This window comes from uncultured Thiothrix sp. (genome assembly GCF_937876535.1).
GTDB lineage: Bacteria > Pseudomonadota > Gammaproteobacteria > Thiotrichales > Thiotrichaceae > Thiolinea.
In genome coordinates, this window is the sequence record NZ_CALFHZ010000009.1 from 69,851 (window position 1) to 88,970 (window position 19,120).

At 45.7% G+C, this 19,120-nt stretch carries 16 protein-coding genes; 4 read left to right on the top strand and 12 right to left on the bottom strand.

What is annotated here, in order from left to right; translation table 11 throughout:
- Window positions 1-47 precede the first annotated feature (47 nt).
- Entirely contained in the window at window positions 48-2,633 is a 2,586-nt protein-coding gene (gene gyrA, locus Q0230_RS05825) for a DNA gyrase subunit A (RefSeq protein ID WP_298608905.1), read from the top strand.
- A 56-nt stretch (window positions 2,634-2,689) separates the two neighbouring features.
- Here gyrA and Q0230_RS05830 read toward each other — a convergent pair whose 3' ends face one another.
- The gene (locus tag Q0230_RS05830) at window positions 2,690-3,331 is read right to left on the bottom strand and encodes a CoA pyrophosphatase (protein ID WP_298608906.1); all 642 of its coding nucleotides are present in this window, start codon (window positions 3,329-3,331) and stop codon (window positions 2,690-2,692) included.
- 189 nt (window positions 3,332-3,520) lie between these two features.
- Between Q0230_RS05830 and Q0230_RS05835 the strand changes: the two genes are divergently transcribed.
- Window positions 3,521-3,832, top strand: a complete 312-nt coding sequence (locus Q0230_RS05835) for a pyrimidine/purine nucleoside phosphorylase (RefSeq protein WP_298608907.1) — start codon at window positions 3,521-3,523, stop codon at window positions 3,830-3,832.
- Between the two features lie 51 nt (window positions 3,833-3,883).
- Here Q0230_RS05835 and Q0230_RS05840 read toward each other — a convergent pair whose 3' ends face one another.
- The 5 genes from Q0230_RS05840 to aceE all read right to left on the bottom strand — a co-directional run bounded on the left by Q0230_RS05840 (window position 3,884) and on the right by aceE (window position 11,690).
- Window positions 3,884-5,134 carry a TlpA disulfide reductase family protein gene (locus tag Q0230_RS05840; RefSeq protein ID WP_298608908.1) on the bottom strand — a complete coding sequence of 417 codons (1,251 nt, stop codon included), beginning with the start codon at window positions 5,132-5,134 and terminating at the stop codon, window positions 3,884-3,886.
- A 99-nt stretch (window positions 5,135-5,233) separates the two neighbouring features.
- Window positions 5,234-5,731, bottom strand: a complete 498-nt coding sequence (locus Q0230_RS05845) for a DUF4124 domain-containing protein (RefSeq protein ID WP_298608909.1) — start codon at window positions 5,729-5,731, stop codon at window positions 5,234-5,236.
- A gap of 300 nt (window positions 5,732-6,031) precedes the next feature.
- Window positions 6,032-7,213: an acetyl-CoA C-acyltransferase family protein gene (locus Q0230_RS05850; protein WP_298608910.1), complete on the bottom strand. Its 1,182-nt coding sequence runs from the start codon at window positions 7,211-7,213 to the stop codon at window positions 6,032-6,034.
- 496 nt (window positions 7,214-7,709) lie between these two features.
- Window positions 7,710-9,014 carry a dihydrolipoyllysine-residue acetyltransferase gene (aceF, locus tag Q0230_RS05855; RefSeq protein WP_298608911.1) on the bottom strand — a complete coding sequence of 435 codons (1,305 nt, stop codon included), beginning with the start codon at window positions 9,012-9,014 and terminating at the stop codon, window positions 7,710-7,712.
- A 12-nt stretch (window positions 9,015-9,026) separates the two neighbouring features.
- Entirely contained in the window at window positions 9,027-11,690 is a 2,664-nt protein-coding gene (gene aceE, locus Q0230_RS05860) for a pyruvate dehydrogenase (acetyl-transferring), homodimeric type (RefSeq protein WP_298608912.1), read from the bottom strand.
- Between the two features lie 207 nt (window positions 11,691-11,897).
- Between aceE and rnt the strand changes: the two genes are divergently transcribed.
- Both rnt and Q0230_RS05870 read left to right on the top strand, forming a co-directional pair.
- Entirely contained in the window at window positions 11,898-12,539 is a 642-nt protein-coding gene (gene rnt / locus Q0230_RS05865; RefSeq protein ID WP_298608913.1) for a ribonuclease T, read from the top strand.
- Window positions 12,540-13,130 (top strand): DUF938 domain-containing protein, encoded by a 591-nt coding sequence (locus Q0230_RS05870; RefSeq protein WP_298608914.1) that lies wholly within the window; start codon window positions 12,540-12,542, stop codon window positions 13,128-13,130.
- 6 nt (window positions 13,131-13,136) lie between these two features.
- Here Q0230_RS05870 and folK read toward each other — a convergent pair whose 3' ends face one another.
- From folK to pssA, 6 genes are all read right to left on the bottom strand, one after another.
- The gene (folK, locus tag Q0230_RS05875; protein WP_298608915.1) at window positions 13,137-13,634 is read right to left on the bottom strand and encodes a 2-amino-4-hydroxy-6-hydroxymethyldihydropteridine diphosphokinase; all 498 of its coding nucleotides are present in this window, start codon (window positions 13,632-13,634) and stop codon (window positions 13,137-13,139) included.
- Window positions 13,634-14,911: a polynucleotide adenylyltransferase PcnB gene (gene pcnB, locus Q0230_RS05880; RefSeq protein ID WP_298608916.1), complete on the bottom strand. Its 1,278-nt coding sequence runs from the start codon at window positions 14,909-14,911 to the stop codon at window positions 13,634-13,636. The genes folK and pcnB overlap by 1 nt, the downstream gene beginning before the upstream one ends.
- A 134-nt stretch (window positions 14,912-15,045) precedes the next feature.
- Window positions 15,046-15,510 (bottom strand): ribosomal protein S18-alanine N-acetyltransferase, encoded by a 465-nt coding sequence (gene rimI / locus Q0230_RS05885; RefSeq protein WP_298608917.1) that lies wholly within the window; start codon window positions 15,508-15,510, stop codon window positions 15,046-15,048.
- 8 nt (window positions 15,511-15,518) lie between these two features.
- Window positions 15,519-16,358, bottom strand: coding sequence for a uracil-DNA glycosylase (locus Q0230_RS05890; protein WP_298608918.1), 840 nt, complete (start codon window positions 16,356-16,358; stop codon window positions 15,519-15,521).
- A gap of 6 nt (window positions 16,359-16,364) precedes the next feature.
- Entirely contained in the window at window positions 16,365-17,912 is a 1,548-nt protein-coding gene (locus Q0230_RS05895; RefSeq protein WP_298608919.1) for a 2-isopropylmalate synthase, read from the bottom strand.
- A 320-nt stretch (window positions 17,913-18,232) separates the two neighbouring features.
- A complete protein-coding gene (gene pssA / locus Q0230_RS05900) occupies window positions 18,233-19,072 on the bottom strand; it encodes a CDP-diacylglycerol--serine O-phosphatidyltransferase (RefSeq protein WP_298608920.1) in 840 nt (279 codons plus the stop codon).
- Window positions 19,073-19,120: the final 48 nt, after the last annotated feature.

A 19,120-nucleotide genomic window follows, 5' to 3' on the forward strand; every position in this document is an offset into this window, starting at 1 on the left:
TATCTGCTATAATAGCCGCCTCTATCTTGAACGGTCGAACAATAAATATGGCTGCTTTTGCCAAGGAAGTTATTCCGGTTAACCTCGAAGATGAAATGCGTCAGTCCTATTTGGACTATGCGATGAGTGTCATCGTTGGACGTGCGCTACCGGACGTGCGTGATGGCCTAAAACCTGTACACCGTCGTGTCCTCTATGCGATGAGTGAGCTGGGCAATGACTGGAATAAAGCCTATAAAAAATCAGCGCGCGTTGTCGGTGACGTAATCGGTAAATATCATCCACATGGTGACACCGCCGTTTATGATGCGGTCGTGCGGATGGCTCAGCCATTTTCGTTGCGGTATATGTTGGCGGATGGTCAAGGTAACTTCGGCTCAGTGGATGGTGACGCGCCCGCAGCGATGCGTTATACCGAAGTACGCATGTCCAAAATTGCACATGAACTTTTAGCTGATATTGATAAAGAAACGGTTAATTTCGTTCCTAACTATGATGGTGCTGAGCAAGAGCCAGCGGTATTCCCGACCCGCGTGCCGAATCTCTTAGTGAATGGCTCTTCAGGCATTGCGGTAGGGATGGCGACGAATATTCCGCCACATAATTTGACAGAAGTCGTTAATGCCTGCTTAGCTCTCATCAATAATCCAGAATTAGAAATCGATGATTTGATGGAGTATGTCCCAGGCCCCGACTTTCCGACTGCAGGGATTATCAATGGCTCGCGTGGGATTCGTGAGGCCTATCATACTGGGCGTGGGCGGATTTATGTACGTGCACGTGCTGAAGTAGAGACCCATGAAAAAACTGGGCGTGAAACGATTGTGGTTCACGAGTTGCCTTACCAAGTTAATAAAGCACGCCTTCTAGAAAAGATTGCCGAGCTGGTTAAAGATAAGAAAATCGAAGGCATTTCTGAGCTGCGCGATGAGTCTGATAAAGACGGCATGCGCATGGTCATTGAGGTCAAGCGGGGCGAATCGGCCGAGGTGCTGCTCAATAATCTGTATAAACAAACACAAATGCAAACTGTGTTTGGCATCAACATGGTGGCTTTGGTTGATGCTCAACCAAAATTACTTAATTTAAAGCAAATTCTAGAAGCTTTCTTACGCCATCGCCGTGAAGTAGTGACACGGCGCACGATTTTCAATCTGCGCAAAGCACGTGAGCGAGCACATATTTTAGAAGGCTTAGCAGTTGCACTCTCCAATATTGATCAACTTATTGATTTAATTAAGCGTGCAGCGAGTCCTGTCGAAGCGAAAGAAGGCTTAATGGGGCGTGGTTGGAATCCGGGAATTGTCTCTGAGATGCTTACGCGCTCAGGTGCAGAGATGTCTAGACCTGATGATTTAGATGCCGCTTTAGGTCTGCGTGAAGGGCAATACTGGCTTTCTGAACAGCAAGCACAAGCGATTCTTGATCTACGTCTGCATCGCTTGACGGGCTTAGAAAAAGACAAAATCCTTGAGGAATATCGCGAACTGTTAGAGCGGATTGCCGATTTACTGGATATTTTGAGTAATCCTGAGCGCTTAATGCAGGTCATTCGTGCTGAATTATTGGAACTGCGCGAGACTTATAGCGATAAACGCCGTACTGAAATCAATGTAATCGGCGAAGATTTAAGTCTTGAGGATCTAATCGCTGATGAAGAGGTGGTTGTAACGCTTTCGCATGAAGGTTATGCCAAAGCTCAGCCTTTGGATACTTATCGTGCACAACGTCGTGGTGGGCGCGGTAAAACAGCGACGACGATGAAGGAAGAGGATTTCATTGAAAAACTCTTTGTAGCCAGCACTCACGATACGATTCTCTGTTTCTCTAGCCGTGGACGCATGTATTGGCTTAAGGTTTACCAATTACCGCTTGCCAGCCGTAATTCACGTGGACGACCGATGGTGAATTTATTACCGCTCGAAGACGGTGAGCGCATTAATGCGATTCTGCCCATTCGTGAGTATGCAGAAGATAAGTTTATTTTCATGGTGACTTCGAATGGCACTGTGAAAAAGACACCGCTGAAAGAGTTCTCACGGCCACGGAATGCAGGGATTATTGCGATTGATTTGCGCGATGATTATTTAGTGGATGTAGCACTCACGAATGGTGAAAACGAAGTTATGCTCTTCACTTCTGCAGGTAAAGCCATTCGCTTTCCTGAAAGTGATGTACGTGCTATGGGGCGTGGTGCTGCGGGTGTGCGTGGAATTAAATTAGAGGATGATCAACAGGTCAATGCTCTAATTATTCTCGGTGAAGGTGAAATCCTGACTGCGACTGAAAATGGCTATGGTAAACGTACCCGAGTGGATGAGTTCTTAGCCCAAGGCCGCGGTGGGATGGGGGTGATTGCCATCCAAACTTCTGAGCGGAATGGGCGCGCTATTGGTGCGGTACAAGTCACAGAAGGTAATCAAATTATGCTGATTACGGATGGTGGCGTGTTAGTGCGGACGCCGGTTGCGCAAGTGTCTCTAGTTGGTCGTAATACTCAAGGGGTGACTTTAATTCGCTTAAATGAAGGCGAGAAATTAGTACAAATTGCCCCCATCTTTAGTACAGACGATGAAGATACTGATTTAGAGGATCTTGAAGCTGAAGCGGCTGAAGACGATAGCAGCGAGTAAATTGGAATGAAAGGCATCTATTTTTAGTAGATGCCTCTTGTTTTAACTCAGTTCTTTCAAGCAGCTTTAGCCATAGGCAGCTCTAACTCACTAAAATCCACGCCTAACATATACAAGAGATTTAAAGTCATGCGGGCTGTCGCGCCCCACAAAAGTTCACCGTCATATTCTTTGAAGTAAACGACTGGCACATTAGTCCCTTTCAATTCACGCAAACGCAGTTCGTGATTACGCGGATCAGCCAACCAAGTTAAGGGAATCGTAAATGCGCGATCAACTTCGCTACGTTGCAGTTGTAAGGAATAAGGCCAAGGCACTTGACCAACGACTGGGGTGATTTTGAAATTGCTAATGCTATGGTGAGCACTTAAATGTCCAAGAATGTTCACATCCTGCGGGTTAATCCCAATTTCTTCCTGAGCTTCACGTAAGGCCGTACCGTATAAATCAGGATCTTGCGGGTCACGCTTACCACCTGCAAACGCTACTTGGCCGCTATGCCGATCACGCTCTGAACAAGCGCGCCGAATATATAATAAATGCCATTCATCTCGTAGGCGCACAAAGGGCACTAAGACCGCAGCATCGCGAAACTGGTCGCCGATTAAATTGCTGGGTACATCAAAACTACGGTGAGGGTTGACGGGTTGTAAGCGCTTACTAATCTCCTGCGCTGTTAATTTATTTAAAGCCTGCATGCTAAATCCTAATAATGGGTGCTAGTTCTAGTTGTTCTAGACAGTTGTGATGGTCGATATAGGTCTTAGGTGTGGTGGTCGGCTAGTACATATTCCAAGCCGAGGATGCTACTGTTACACTGCCTACGCTTTTTTTCTTACCCTTCCTTTGGGTGCTTATTCCTATTATATTTTGTTAAGGATCACTTTATGAGCCACATTGAAAATGTCCGTCTTCAAACTACAGCTAATGTCTATTTTGACGGCAAATGTATCAGCTATACTTTTTTTACAGCTGATGGCACACGGAAAAGTGTAGGAGTTATTTTGCCTGCTACTTTAACTTTTGGTACTGCTGCTCCCGAAGTGATGGAGATTCAGCAGGGACATTGCCGTGTGCGTTTGGCTGGCTCTGACCAATGGCAAGACTATAAAGGTGGGCACTCATTTTCAGTGGGTGCGAATACTTCTTTTGATATTGAAGTCTTAGAACCCACGCATTATGTCTGCCATTACGGCTAATTATTGCAGAGCCACTGCATCCTTGCAGCTAAACCTTTTGTAAGGATGCAATTATTTTGCCACAATCTCTAAATTTTTCTCTAAAAACTTAATAATTTCAGGCTCATCCCATTCTAAGCCCCCAAAATACATATAGCGTAATTGTCCCTTACGATCAATGACATAGGTGCTAGGGAACGCTTTTAAATGCCAAGCTTCAGTTGAGCTACTAGTGCTATCTACCAACACTGGGTAATCCGCTGGGATATGCTTTAGGAAGGTTTGAATGTCTTTTGGTTCCTCACCTACATCCACGCTAAGTACTACGAAATCATCGTGAGAGAACTTCTTCTGTAAGTTATTGAGCGATGGAATTTCTTTGATACAAGGTGGGCACCAAGTAGCCCAAAAGTTTAAAAGTACTACCTTGCCGCGATAATCTTTTAAATCCTGAGCTTTCCCGTTGAGGTCAGTTAAGCGCAGCTCAGGCGCTAGTTCTTTAGTCGGATGCTCCAGCAGAGTGGGTGACGGCGCTTCTTCAGTTTTAGTCGTGGCTGCTTGGCTGGCAGCTTCATCTAATTTATCTAGAGCTTGAGTGAGTTGAGCGGGAAAAACACTAAGCTGTAAGGTCTCTTCTTCTGAGCTTGCTTTACGTTGCAAATAGCCAGCTGCTGTATCCTTCACTACTTCTGAATAAACTACGCTACCTGCTTTTTCAAACGCAGCAACTAAACCTTCAGTGGCTGCTAGGTTGAGTTTCTCGGAGGGTTGAAAAATATAAATCGGCGACTTCAGTTGGGAGGCGGCTTCAATAAACTGTGGCTCTTTTTGTTTAGCCTTACTTAGAGTTAGCTCTGGGTAGGCGAGTATCAAGCCGCCTAACTGGCTAGAGCTACCACGTGCTTCTTGCCACGTCTGTAAACTTTCTACGGCAGCTTTAGCTTGTTTTCCAGTACTAAAAATATAAAGTTTATTTTCGGTTTTACTTGGAAAGGATTCTTGAATTAATTCAGCGAGTTGAGTAGCAGAAAGTTCTTTAGATACGTGAGAGGTTTTGCTATTACCTTGCAAAGGAGTTAACCAAATCTCTAAATCAGCCGCTGCTAGTTGTTTGGCTAAATTGAAATCAGCGACTTGGGTTTCAGTGCTCGAAATCCACAAGATGCGGCGGGGAGCTTCACCAAAACGATGAATTGAGGTTTCTACTTGCCCCGATAAAGCAATTTTCACACTTTCATCAGCTTGTTCAGTAGCAAAAACAGGTGTCAGCAAAGGACTGACCATAAGTACAGCAATTGCTAACCAGTAGTTTATTTGGATCATTTACTTTTCTATAGAGTTATCAAGCCCAGCAGGTAGCCTACTTTAGGCTACCCTATGGAATTGTAAATTATCCCTGATGCCTATAAGGGGTAATTATACTTATTGTGCTTTGCTAGCTTGAGCCGGAAGAACATCAGCGTTACATAGCTCTTTGACGTTTTTTTCCACCTCGGCAATCTTATCGGCACGTTCTTTAGCCGTAAGGATTTTTTCTACATTGTCAGTTGAGCGCCAACGAATTATTGGATTTGCCAATAATTGTTTTAAGGAGCCTTTTTGTTGATCACAGAACTGGCGGTGCTTTTCTTCATTTTTTGCACCTTCATCCTTAGCTTGTTCCATCTCATCTTTGGGTTTATCTTTATCTTGCTCTTCAGACTTAGCCGTATCAGTTTTAGTTGCATGGGTGGCTTTGCCAGTAGACAAACTGATGTCTTCAGCAATGTCTTTCGCTTTGGATAAATCCGGTGGGGGCGTTTGTGTGTAATGGACTGCACCCGAAGCATCAGTCCATTTATAAATTTCTGCCTGTACGTTCGCTATCATGCAGGATAACAAAGCAGATAGTGCACAGAGTCTAATTACTGTTGTTTTCATAATGCATATACCTCTGCGTAACTTCCTTTGACTTTAAGTATATTAGGATTTTCTAAATTTATTTGGCTATATTTAATCTGATCAAATTATTCTAGCGACTAATTATCACATGAAATTAGTGCAGACAGGCATGCTAGTCGTCGGATTTCTTATTGTTAATAATTGTATTTTATTAGCTGGTTTAACCATCTAAGTCTCTAAACAGGACAGATGGAATGCAGGAATTGCCTAAGATAGATGAGGTATGAGGGGCAAAGGGCAATAGTTGGGTGGAGCAGAGCGCTCCACCCAAGAGCGGTCTTACATGCGTTCGAATACCGCAGCAATACCTTGACCGCCACCGATACACATGGTGACTAAGGCATATTTGCCATTGATACGGTGTAATTCATAGATCGCTTTGGTAGCAATGAAAGCACCAGAACAACCGATGGGGTGACCTAATGCTATCGCACCACCGTTTGGATTGGTTTTGTTCATGTCTAAGCCTAAGCCTTTAGAGACTGCAATGGCTTGAGAAGCAAACGCTTCGTTAGACTCAATCACATCCATTTGATCTAAAGACAAGCCTGCTCTTTTCAGTGCTTGTTTAGACGCTGGGATTGGGCCTTCACCCATTACATCATTTGGTACACCAGCAACAGCATAAGACACTAAACGTGCCATTGGTTTTTGACCCGCTTTCGCAGCCACATCAGCCGCCGCTAAGACGAAGAAAGCAGCACCGTCATTGATACCAGACGCATTACCTGCTGTTACGGTACCGTCTTTCTTGAACGCGGGGCGCATTTTCGCCAGAGTTTCAACGGTAGTATCCGCTTTAACGTGCTCATCCGTATCAAATACCACTTCACCCTTACGAGTTTTCAGAGTGATTGGTAGAATTTGAGATTTGAATCGGCCTTCTTTGATCGCATTGGCTGCACGACGTTGTGACTCAGCCGCTAAAGCGTCTTGCTCTTCACGCGAGATGCCCCATTTTGCTGCTAAGTTTTCTGCAGTGATGCCCATGTGACCTACGCCAAAGGGATCAGTCAAGGTGGCAACCATCGTATCGATCATAGTGGTATCGCCCATACGTGCGCCATTACGCATCGCAGTCGATAAATAACCAGCGCGTGACATCACTTCCACGCCACCGCCCACACCATAGTCATAATCGCCGAGCATAATGCCTTGAGCGGTGGTTACAATCGCTTGCAAACCAGAGCTACACAGGCGATTGACTGCCATAGCGACCGATTCCATCGACAAGCCAGCTTGGATAGAAGCGACACGTGCAACATAAGGGAAACGAGATTCAGTAGGGATAGTATTGCCTACTGTTACATAATTGATTTGCGCAGGATCAACGCTAGAACGTTGCACCGCCTCTTTCATGACTTGGCCTGCCAATTCAGCAGGTTCCATACCACTTAAACTTCCACCAAAAGCACCAATTGCAGAGCGTACCGCACTTAATACAACAACATCGCGACTCATTAGACTTCTCCTTGCATGGGTTATTTTGACCCGTCCTCAACGCCTGCACAGCATAGCCGAAAAACTTGCGCATTGCAGCAACTTAAAAACACCTATGTTAACGCCACTCATAGCTTTAGCTTCTAACCTTGCTGAGCTAAGCTAGTTAAATCCGATGCTGTATAATTAGTTCTTAATTCGTAGCATAACTATGTTAGTACAAAGGATTTCTACCACTCCTTCTGCTAAGAAATTAATTGTTTCAAGTTAGACATCGGGTCATACACTCCACTACAGTACCGTTAGAAGTGTTTGGCCTCATGTTCTAAAATAAATTTTTATCTATACGTAGTCACATAGGTCTTAAGAAAAGTGATGAAGTCAATAAAAAATAGTACTCCAAACTACGTGCAGTTCGGTGTTAGGGGTCATAAAGCCTCACCTTTTTACAAGAACATAGAATGTGTTCTTCTACACGCGCGTCACCTTAGGTATTAGGTAGCAGTTTTTCGCAAGCTTATAGCAGCAATCGCCGAATATCTTCCAACATTTTAGCTAGAAAAGTGGTAAAGCGTGCACCATCCGCACCATCAATCACTCGATGATCATACGAGAGCGACAAAGGCAGCATCAGACGTGGCACAAATTCTTTGCCATTCCAAATCGGCTGCATACTCGATTTAGATACCCCTAAAATCGCTACATCGGGGGCATTAATAATCGGGGTGAATTGAGTGCCACCGATCCCGCCTAGGCTGGAAATAGAGAAGCACCCCCCTTGTAAATCAGCAGGTTTCAAGCGCCGTTCACGCGCTTTGGTAGAAACCTCTTTGAGATCATCCGAGAGTTGTAGGAGAGACTTCTTATCCACATCACGAATAATCGGCACAACCAAACCATCCGGTGTGTCCACAGCAATACCAAGGTGATAATACTTTTTCTGAATGAGCATTTCCCCTGAAGGATCAAGCGATGTATTAAAGCGGGGATAAGCTTTTAAACCAGCTACCACTGCTTTCATAATGAAGACTAAGGGGGTGATTTTCGAGGCTTTGATTTTTTCTTGTTCAAGATTCAGTGCTTGGCGGAAAGCTTCTAAATCGGTGATGTCCGCTTGATCGAATTGAGTGACATGCGGAACATTCAACCAATTGCGATGCAGGAACTCGCCAGTGAGTTTATTAATCCGATTTAGGCGCACTGTTTCGACTTCGCCCCATTGGCTGAAATCAATTTCAGGCATGCGTGGAATGCCAAGGCCACTATGAGCCGTCGCCGCATTTTTTGATGGTAAGCCAAGCCCCATCACATCTTTGATATAGCCTTTCACATCTTCTTGCGTAATGCGCTGCTTGCGCCCACTGCCCGCCACGCGGCTTAAATCGACGCCTAATTCACGTGCAAACTTACGCACCGAGGGGGGAGCATAAGCTTTTTTAAATGCCTCGTGATCTACTACAGTTTGCGGGCTAGGGCGCTTAGCAACAGGGGAAACGGACATTGATGCGGGTGGGCTAGATGCAGAGGGTAAATGAGCTGCGCCCGAGTTAGGTGTTAATGCAGGTGGTGGTTTCGCTGGGTTCGTCACGGTTTCCACGCTGAGAATCAGACTACCTTTAGAAACCCGATCACCTTGTTGAACCCGCAACTCCTTGACAGTACCTGCCAACGGTGACGGAATTTCCATCGAAGCCTTATCCGACTCGACAGTAATGAGCGAGTCTTCCGCGTGAATGCTATCACCCACTTTAACCAGCACTTCAATGATTTCTACTTCTTTAAAGTCCCCAATATCCGGGACACGAACTTCTTGGATAGCCATGGTGTCGCCTCCCTACACGTATAAGGGGTTAGGTTTGTTGGGATCGATCTGATATTTCTCCATCGCTTCCATCACTTTGACTGCCGGCAAGGAGTTTTCATCGACCAAGGATTTCAAGGCAGCGAGCACGATATAATAACGATCTACTTCAAAATGTCGCCGCAACTGGGCACGGGTATCACTGCGCCCAAAACCATCTGTACCTAATACTTTATAATGCATGGGCACCCAAGCACGGATTTGGTCTGCGTAACTACGAATATAATCAGTGGCTGCGATGGCCGGGCCACGTCGATCTTTTAAGCACTGGGTGATATAGGGGGTACGTGCATCTTCTAAGGGATGCAATAAATTCCAACGCTCAAGATCACGCGCTTCGCGGGCGATTTCATTGAAGCTGGTCACACTCCAAATATCTGCATCCACGCCCCATTCTTTATCTAAGATTTCTCCGGCTGCAATCACCTCCCGCAAGATCGCGCCCGAACCTAAAAGCTGAACTTTCTTACGCTTTTTGCCCCCACCACTGAACAGATACATACCTTTGACAATGCCTTCTTCTGCTGCAGGTGGCATCGCAGGATGATGATAATTTTCATTCATTGCGGTGATGTAGTAGTAAACATCTTCCTGATTTTCATACATGCGTTTCATGCCCTGTTGAATAATCACCGCAAGTTCATAAGCAAACGTCGGGTCATAAGAAATACAGTTTGGAATTAAACCCGCTTGCACTAAGCCATGCCCATCTTGGTGCTGTAAGCCTTCACCCGCAAGCGTGGTGCGTCCGGCTGTACCCCCAATCAAAAAGCCTCGTGCACGGCAATCCCCCGCTGCCCAGGCTAAATCGCCAATCCGTTGGAAACCAAACATCGAATAGTAAATATAGAAGGGCACCATACATACCCCATGTGTACTGTAGGCGGTGGCTGCTGCAATCCAGCTCGAAATTGCCCCCGCTTCATTAATACCTTCTTCCAGAATTTGTCCTGATTTATCTTCTTTGTAGAACATCACTTGATCTTTATCTTGCGGTTCATACAACTGACCCACTGAAGAGTAAATCCCTAATTGGCGGAACATGCCCTCCATCCCAAATGTGCGCGCTTCATCCGGTACAATCGGTACGATGTGCCGTCCAATATTTTTATCGCGGGTCAAAATGGTTAACAGGCGTACAAAGGCCATCGTAGTGGACATTTCCCGATCACCACTGCTATCCAATAGAGTTTGGAAGAGGTTTAATTCGGGGACTTTTAGTGGGGCTGCATGAGTCTGGCGCTGCGGTAAATAGCCACCCAGTGCTTTACGTCGCTCATGTAAGTATTTGATTTCTTCACTATCATCGGCAGGACGATAATATTTGGCTTCCGCTGCATCCTCGTCGCTTAAAGGAATGTTGAAACGATTTTTGAAGGCAATCATCTCTTCATTGCTGAGCTTTTTCTGTTGATGCGTGCGATTTTGCCCTTCGCCGGCAGCGCCCATTCCATAGCCTTTTACGGTATGCGCAAGAATAACTGTAGGCTGATCTTCATGATTTACCGCTGCGTAATAGGCTGCATAGACTTTGTGTGGATCATGTCCACCACGGTTTAAGCGCCAAATATCTGCATCGCTCATACGTGCGACCATTTCGCGCAATTCAGGATAAGCCCCAAAGAAATGCTCGCGTACATAAGCGCCGTCTTTGGCTTTATAGTTTTGGAATTCGCCATCCACCACTTCGAGCATACGTTGCTTGAGCTTGCCATTAATATCTTTGGCTAAGAGTGGATCCCAATACGAACCCCAAACCACCTTAATGACATTCCAACCCGCACCTCGGAAGACCGCTTCCAGTTCTTGTACAATTTTGCCATTACCACGCACCGGGCCATCTAAACGTTGCAGATTGCAATTCACTACCCAAATCAGATTATCGAGTTTTTCACGCCCTGCCAACGAAATAGCGCCTAAAGTTTCTGGCTCATCCACTTCACCATCGCCGACAAAAGCCCAAACATGGCGATTTTCAGTATCCGCGAGCTTGCGATCTTGTAGGTATTTCATGAAGCGCGCTTGGTAAATCGAAGTAATTGGCCCCAAGCCCATCGACACAGTCGGGAATTGCCAATAATTCGACATAAGCCACGGATGCGGATAAGAAGATAAACCTTGGCCGCTCACTTCTTGACGGAAGTTATCTAAATCTGCTTCAGTGAATCGACCTTCTAGGAAAGAACGCGCATACATCCCTGGTGCTGCATGCCCTTGGATGTAAATTACATCACCCCCATTTTGTGGCGAGGGCGCATGCCAAAAATGATTCATGCCGACATCATATAAAGTCGCTGCTGAAGCAAAAGTAGCAATATGTCCGCCGAGCTCGGTACTTTTTCGATTAGCCCGTACCACCATAGCCACCGCATTCCAACGAATCCATGAGCGCAAACGCAATTCGAGTGCTGGATTACCAGGGGTATATTTTTCCAAATGCGGCGGAATGGTATTGATATAAGCAGTATTTGCGGAATAAGGCAGGTTGGCGCCATTTTGCCGTGCGGTGCTAATCAGTTGTTCAAGCAGAAAATGCGCGCGTTCTAAGCCTTCGCTTTCAATCACCGCTTCGAGGGAGTCGACCCATTCGAGGGTTTCTTGTGGATCAATGTCTTGCGGGGTTTTGTCTAAGCTCATAGCAGAACTCCTTGCCAGCCGTAGCGCACCTTAGCAGTCGCGCGAAATGATGTTTAATTTTTTGAACATAACATTATCCTTTTTGAAAGAAAAGAAGCTCTGATTTTGTGAAATAAATAAATTTAAAAATCAGTGTCTTATAAAAAACAAATGAAATTGCTTGCAATTTTCTACCTATTTTCAGCCACATCCGGTAAGCTCAATGCCATGAGTGATGAAATTGAGATTATTCCCCTCGCTAATCGGTTTCGTGGATTTTTGCCGGTCGTAGTCGATGTGGAAACTGGCGGATTTAATTTTCGTAAAGATGCTCTGCTAGAAGTGGCAGCGGTTATTTTGCGCATTGATGAAAAAGGTGAATTATCCCGTCATCGTACTTATCACTGGCATATTGAACCTTTTCCCAATGCTAATCTTGATCCCAAGTCCTTAGAGGTGAATGGTATTAAGCCGTTTAGCCCCTTACGCTTAGCCGTACCTGAAACCCGTGCTTTAGATGAGTTCTTTAAAATTGTGCGCCGCGAAGTCAAACTAAATCGTTGTAATCGTGCGATTTTGGTAGGGCATAACGCACCTTTTGATCTCAACTTCGTCAATGCCGCTTCGGATCGTAATGATTGCAAACGCAATCCTTTCCACCCGTTTAGCACCCTGGATACGGTGACTTTAGGCGCGGTGGTCTATGGGCAAACTGTGCTCGCGCGTGTGGCGCAGGCAGCAGGAATGAATTGGGATGGCGAACAAGCGCATTCTGCCGTTTATGATGCTGAAAAGACGGCGGATATTTTCTGTCATATCGTCAATACCTGGCAGACTTTAGATGCAGCCTTCAAAGCGGTCGAAAATTAAGTGAAACCCTATGCGGCCTCTTGTGATGAAAATCGCGAGCCGATTTTAGCGGTACTTAAAAACTTGTTGCATGATCGTCATGCACTACTCGAAATCGGCAGCGGCACAGGCCAGCATGCCGTCTATTTTGGTGAAGCCTTCCCACAACTCACTTGGCAAACTAGCGATCAACTTGAATATCATGTGGGCATTCAAGCTTGGTTGGCTGAAGCCCAACTCCCTAATGTTTTAGAACCTTTGTTATTAGATGTGCGCCAAGCAACTTGGCCTGGGCTAAAAGTGGACGCGGTGTTTTCAGCCAATACTTTGCATATTATGAGCAGGGAGGCGGTACAAGCTTGTTTTGCGGGTGTGGAGCGTTTATTGCCAAGTGACGGCTTGTTTATTGTCTATGGCCCCTTCAATTATGCAGGGCAATTCACCAGTGCGAGCAATGCACGCTTTGATCAGTGGCTGAAACAGCGTGACCCGGAAAGTGGGATTCGCAATTTTGAGGATTTGAATCTGCTCGCAGCCAATGCAGGTATGGAGTTACAGGCAGATTATGAGATGCCGGTGAATAATCGAATTTTGGTTTGGCGCAAGGTTTAAGGTTAGCTAGGCAACTTGTTCGACTATTTTGAATAAATCCCTAACATCCAACTGAGCCTGGCAAGCTTTTAAAGTAACCCGATTGGGTAGCACCAAATCAGGCGCAAGCTCAACTAAAGGATAAACCACAAACGCGCGCTTACATAATTCAGGATGCGGCACGATCAAATTCGCTTCTTGTATAACCGCCTCACCAAACAGCAATAAATCTAAATCTAAAGTCCGTGGCCCCCAGCGTAGATTCGGATCACGCACGCGTCCATGCAAGCGTTCCACTTCCAAAAGCACTGCTAACAAAGCTTGAGCATTTAAACTAGTCTTTAAAGCAGCCACTGCATTCACATAATCAGGCTGCTCTTGTGGGCCAACAGGCTTGGTTTGATAAAAACTAGAAACTGCTTGGACTTCAATCTCGGCATGCTCAGCTAACTGCTTTAAAGCTGACTGCAAAGTTGCTAGTGAATCGCCTTGATTACTACCTAAACCAATATAAGCCAAAGTCATCAGGCAGAGTCCGTTGGCTTATTATTCGCTTTTTTGCGCTTGGTACGGCGTTTTTTACCACCATTTTTACACAAACCTAAGCGGTCTTCGGGTGAAGCTTCTTGGAAGCGTGTCCACCAAGCTGCATCTTCAGCGACACTGGTTTCACCTGCTGCGGCACGTAGATAGAGGAAATCATAAGCAGCACGGAAACGTGGATTACTTAATAGAATATTCGCACGGCGTAGATCACGATGACGGAAGCGCGATTGTAAGCCCCAAATCTCGCGGGTGATATTACTAAAGCGGCGCGGAATCGCGGTTACTTTCACTTGATCACGCAATACATCGGTCGCAGCAATATGTAAAGCTTGCAGTTCAGGATGGCCTTTGAGTTGCGCTTGCACCATTTGTGCATGTACTTGTTCCCACAAGAGCACTGCAAACAAGAAAGCAGGCATTACTGATTTACCTTCAGCAATCCGATTGTCGGTATTGCTTAAAGCGGATTGCAGTAGCTTTCGATAAATTCCTTGATGGTCTTGGGCAAGGCTTGTGGCAGTAATCGGCAAGAGGATAGGCAGTAGCTTATACTGCTCTAATAAGCCAAAGGTTTTCCAGCCTTGGCCGCTGTGTAGAAGCTTTAAAAGCTCATCAAATAAACGCGCAGGCGCTACATCATTGAGTAACGGCGCCATTGCATAAATCAACTTACCCGTTGGGCCGTCTAATTCAAAATTCAGTTTAGCCACAAAGCGTAAAGCGCGTAACATCCGCACAGGATCTTCGCGGTAACGCTGCTCAGCATCACCAATTAAATGCAACCGGCGCTTGGCTAAATCCTGCATGCCACCGACATAATCGAGCACATCACCGCCAACCGGATCATAGAAGAGGGCATTGATGGTGAAATCACGTCGCCAGACATCTTCTTCTAAAGTCCCATAAACATTGTCGTGTAAGATACGACCTTGTTCATTGACTTGACCTTGAGAGCTTTCATCATGGGGTGCACGAAAGGTCGCGACTTCAATGTAATCACGTCCATAATAAATATGCGCTAGACGAAAACGCCGCCCAATCAAACGTGCGGAGGAAAAGAGTTTACGCACCTGCTCAGGATGAGCACTGGTGGCAATGTCGAAATCTTTAGGGATTAAACCGAGTAAGAGATCACGTACACAACCGCCAACTAAATAGGCTGCAAAGCCTGCTTTTTGTAGCTTGCGGATAATGGCATCAGCACGTTCACAAATTTGTTCTTGTTGTATTTTATGTTCAGATGCGTGGATGCGCACGGGTTGTGCCGATCCTATCAAATTGTCGGAAGCTCCCTGTTTTAGCCCTGTCGAAGACATTAATATCTTAAGGATGTTGCCAAAGATCGCAATAATAGCACTGCTATGGCTTCACCACTAACCCCCTGAAAGATTTAAACTAAAGTTTTTGCCATCAAAATGGCATGTTCACGCCCATTTTTAGCAGGATAATAATTTTTCCGTAAGCCCACTTCATTAAAACCCTGCGCTAAATACAAATGAATCGCGGCTGTATTTGAGGGGCGCACCTCTAAAAAACAATCTTGTGCACCTAAACCACTACCGATTTGTTCTGCGCTTGCTAGCAAACGTTTACCTAAACCTTGGTTTTGATGACTAGGTTCAACCGTGATATTTAAAATATGTAACTCGCCTACGGCAATAGATAAGACACAATAGGCGATAATTTGCTGATCAAGCTCATAAATATACGCATGATAAGTTTTGTGTTTGAGGCAATCTTGGAAAATCCCCAAGGTCCAAGGATAAGGATAAGCACGCTCTTCAATCGGCATGATCCGTTCAAGATCAGCCAAGCTCATCGAACGTAGGGGTAAAATAGGACTAGAGTCAGACATAAAATAAGTTACGATTGAGCGTTTAGGCTAGCTAAAAAATCCCGCGCTAATTGCAAATCTTGCCAAGCTCGGCGCTTTTCAGCCGGTTGACGCAGTAAATAAGCAGGATGATAAGTCACAATCACTGGCACGGTACTATTCGGTAAAATATGTACACTGCCCCGTAAGCGACCTAATGGAGTCGTAGTTTGCAATAAATTGTGTGCCGCAATTCTGCCAACCACTACAATGAGCGCTGGTTGAATTAAAGCAATTTGCCGCTCTAAATAACCCCGACAAGCTGCAGCTTCTTCAGGCTTGGGATCACGATTATTTGGCGGGCGACATTTAAGAATATTCGCGATATAAATAGCTTCACGTGCAATTTGAATCGAAGCGAGCATATTGGTCAGCAACTTGCCCGATTTGCCCACAAAAGGTAAACCTTGACGATCTTCTTCAGCTCCGGGTGCTTCGCCAATAATCATACATCGTGCTTGTTGATGACCTGTACCAAACACCGTTTGGGTACGGGTTTTGTGCAGCTCACAGCGCTTACAAGCTGCAACGGCAGCTTCTAAGTCTAGCCAAGTTAGTTGGCTACAATCTGGTGCATGGCTAGCAATAACTGGTTTAGCAGGATTCGCTGGCGGTATTAGCTTAGGTTTAGCAGGCTCAAATAGCTCACTGATTGTTCTCGATGAGCTAGAGGGCTTACTAACTGGCGGCAGTGGTTCCAGTGTTTCATTAACTAGTGCTACTGATGCTTCTAAACTTGGTGCAGTGTCTTCGTCCATAGCTAAATCTTTGGGTATCCACAGCGGAATACCCATTGCTTTTAGATAACGACGGCGCGTCTGCCAATCCAAAACTAACTACACTCCGCTGTGCTGCGGATGAGCACGCTGCTGGCTGGAAGCTAGCTTATTCAAAGCATCGACATAAGCCTTGGCAGAGGCAATTACAATATCTGTATCTGCGCCATGCCCATGTACTAGCCGACCGGCTTGTTCTAAACGCACAGTTACTTCGCCTTGGGAGTCAGTACCACTGGTGATCGCATTTACTGAATACAATTGCAAGCTAGCTTCTTCATGCGTGATCGCTTCAATCGCTTTATACACTGCATCTACTGGACCACCACCTAAAGCTTCTGCTTTCTGCTCAACACCGTGTACTTTTAAAGTCACAGTCGCGACGGGTGCCTCACCCGTTTCTGAGCACACACGTGAAGAGACTAACTCATAGGCGGCTTGTTCTTGGGCAGAGCGTGATTCTAAGATCAGCATTTGTAAGTCTTCATCGAAGATTTCATGTTTGCGATCCGCTAAATCTTTAAAGCGTGAGAAAGCCGCATTGATTTCTTCTTCGGTTTTTAACTCAATGCCTAAATCCTGTAAGCGGGTGCGGAAAGCATTTCGGCCTGAGTGTTTGCCAAGAACAATCTTATTATCTGACCAACCGACATCTTGGGCGCGCATGATTTCATAAGTTTCACGATGCTTGAGCACGCCGTCTTGATGAATACCTGATTCATGTGCGAAGGCATTAGCACCGACAATCGCTTTATTCGGTTGCACAGGGAAACCCGTTACGCTAGAGACTAAACGCGAAGTCGGTACGATCTGTGTGGTATCAATTTGAGTTTCTACTGAGAAGACATCATGCCGCGTGCGAATTGCCATGACGATTTCTTCTAAAGAGGCATTCCCCGCACGTTCACCTAAGCCATTGATAGTACATTCAACTTGGCGTGCACCTTGCATCACTGCCGCTAAGGAGTTGCCGACCGCCAAGCCTAAATCATTGTGGCAATGCACGGAAAATACCGCTTTATCCGCATTCGGAATCGTTTGGATTAAGCGCCCCACCATGTCACCGAACACATGTGGAATTTGATAGCCCACTGTGTCCGGAATATTGATGGTCGTTGCCCCCGCTGCAATCGCTGCTTCAATCACGCGACATAAAAACTCAAATTCAGAGCGCCCCGCATCCTCACAGGAAAACTCAACATTATCCGTGTAATTGCGTGCTTTTTTCACTGCATACACCGCTTGCTCGACCACTTGATCGGGTGTCATGCGCAATTTATTTTGCATATGAATCGGAGAGGTGGCGATAAAGGTATGAATTCGCCCAGAGTTTGCACCTTTTAGAGCTTCGGCAGCGCGTTCAATATCCGCATCTAAAGCCCGCGCTAAGCCGCAAATGGTGCTTTCTTTAATAATGCCTGCAATCGCTTTAACTGACTCAAAATCGCCGGGGCTAGCAATCGGGAATCCAGCTTCGATGACATCCACACGCATTTTTTCTAGCATTTTGGCAATGCGGATTTTCTCAGCTTGGGTCATGGATGCGCCAGGGCTTTGTTCGCCATCCCGCAAAGTGGTATCAAAAATAATTAAACGTTGTTTAGACATGGTTGTCTCCAAAGATTCTGCTAGACCTAATGATAAATTAAAACAGGGAATGCGTGTTAAGCTCGCGAGGCTTCAGTTAGCTTTATTCTGCCTATCTAGGCAGTCGATATAGCAGAATAGTAGGCAGGAAGCAGCAGTGGCTTAGATGGCCAGTAGACCAAGGAGTTGTCAGGCTGCGTATAATCATTGAGTTTCAAATCTAAAATACTGTTGAAGAAACTACAGTAAATCTAAAGGAAGCTCAAGTTTTCTAAGTTCGGTTTGGACTGCTTTTGTAACGGGAAATTGGAGCATCTTCATACCAGATGCCCCAGAAGTTTTTAAGGTTGAGGCGGGTTAGGAGCACTTGGTGGGGGAGTGATTTGGCCTTCCTTTTTGCGTCTTTGCATCCGCCGATAACGACGCACCCCCCAAATAATCGGCCCAGATAAGGTGTAAGCCACGAATACAGTGAATAGAACTTTAGGTGGATCGATCGTGGTGAGTGCAAACAGCAGTAAGACCGCAATCATTACCACGAAAGGTACTCGATTGCGTAAATCGATTTCTTTAAAACTATAGTAGCTGACATTACTCACCATCAATAAGCCTGCGGTGAGGGTCATTAACAGCGCAGGAAACTGAAAATTATTCCCAGAAATACTTAAATCATTAAACACCCAAACCATACCCGCCATCAACGCAGCCGCAGTCGGGCTAGGTAAACCAGTGAAGTACTTTTTATCGCCTTTACCAAGATGGGTATTAAAGCGGGCTAAACGTAAAGCGGCGCAGGCGACATAAACAAAAGCCGCTAGCCAGCCCACCTTGCCCCAGCCAGTCCCCATTTCCCCAAAATGCACTAAAGACCATTGATACATGGTTAGGCCGGGGGCGACACCAAAGGAAATCAGATCAGACATGCTGTCATATTCAGCACCAAAAGCAGTTTGAGTATTGGTTAAGCGGGCAACGCGTCCATCCAAACCATCCAAAACCATAGAAATAAAAATCGCAATGGCGGCCGCTTCAAAATGGCCTTGCATGGCAGCTACGATGGCATAAAAGCCACTAAACATAGCCGCGGTCGTAAACAAATTCGGGAGTAAATAAATGCCACGACTGCGCGGGCGCTCAGGGTTAGAGTTGGACTCAGGTAGAGCCTGATGGTCTGATTCCATTGCTTAGTTTCCTAGTGGTTTTGTGATTATCGTGTTTGAGCAAAAAAG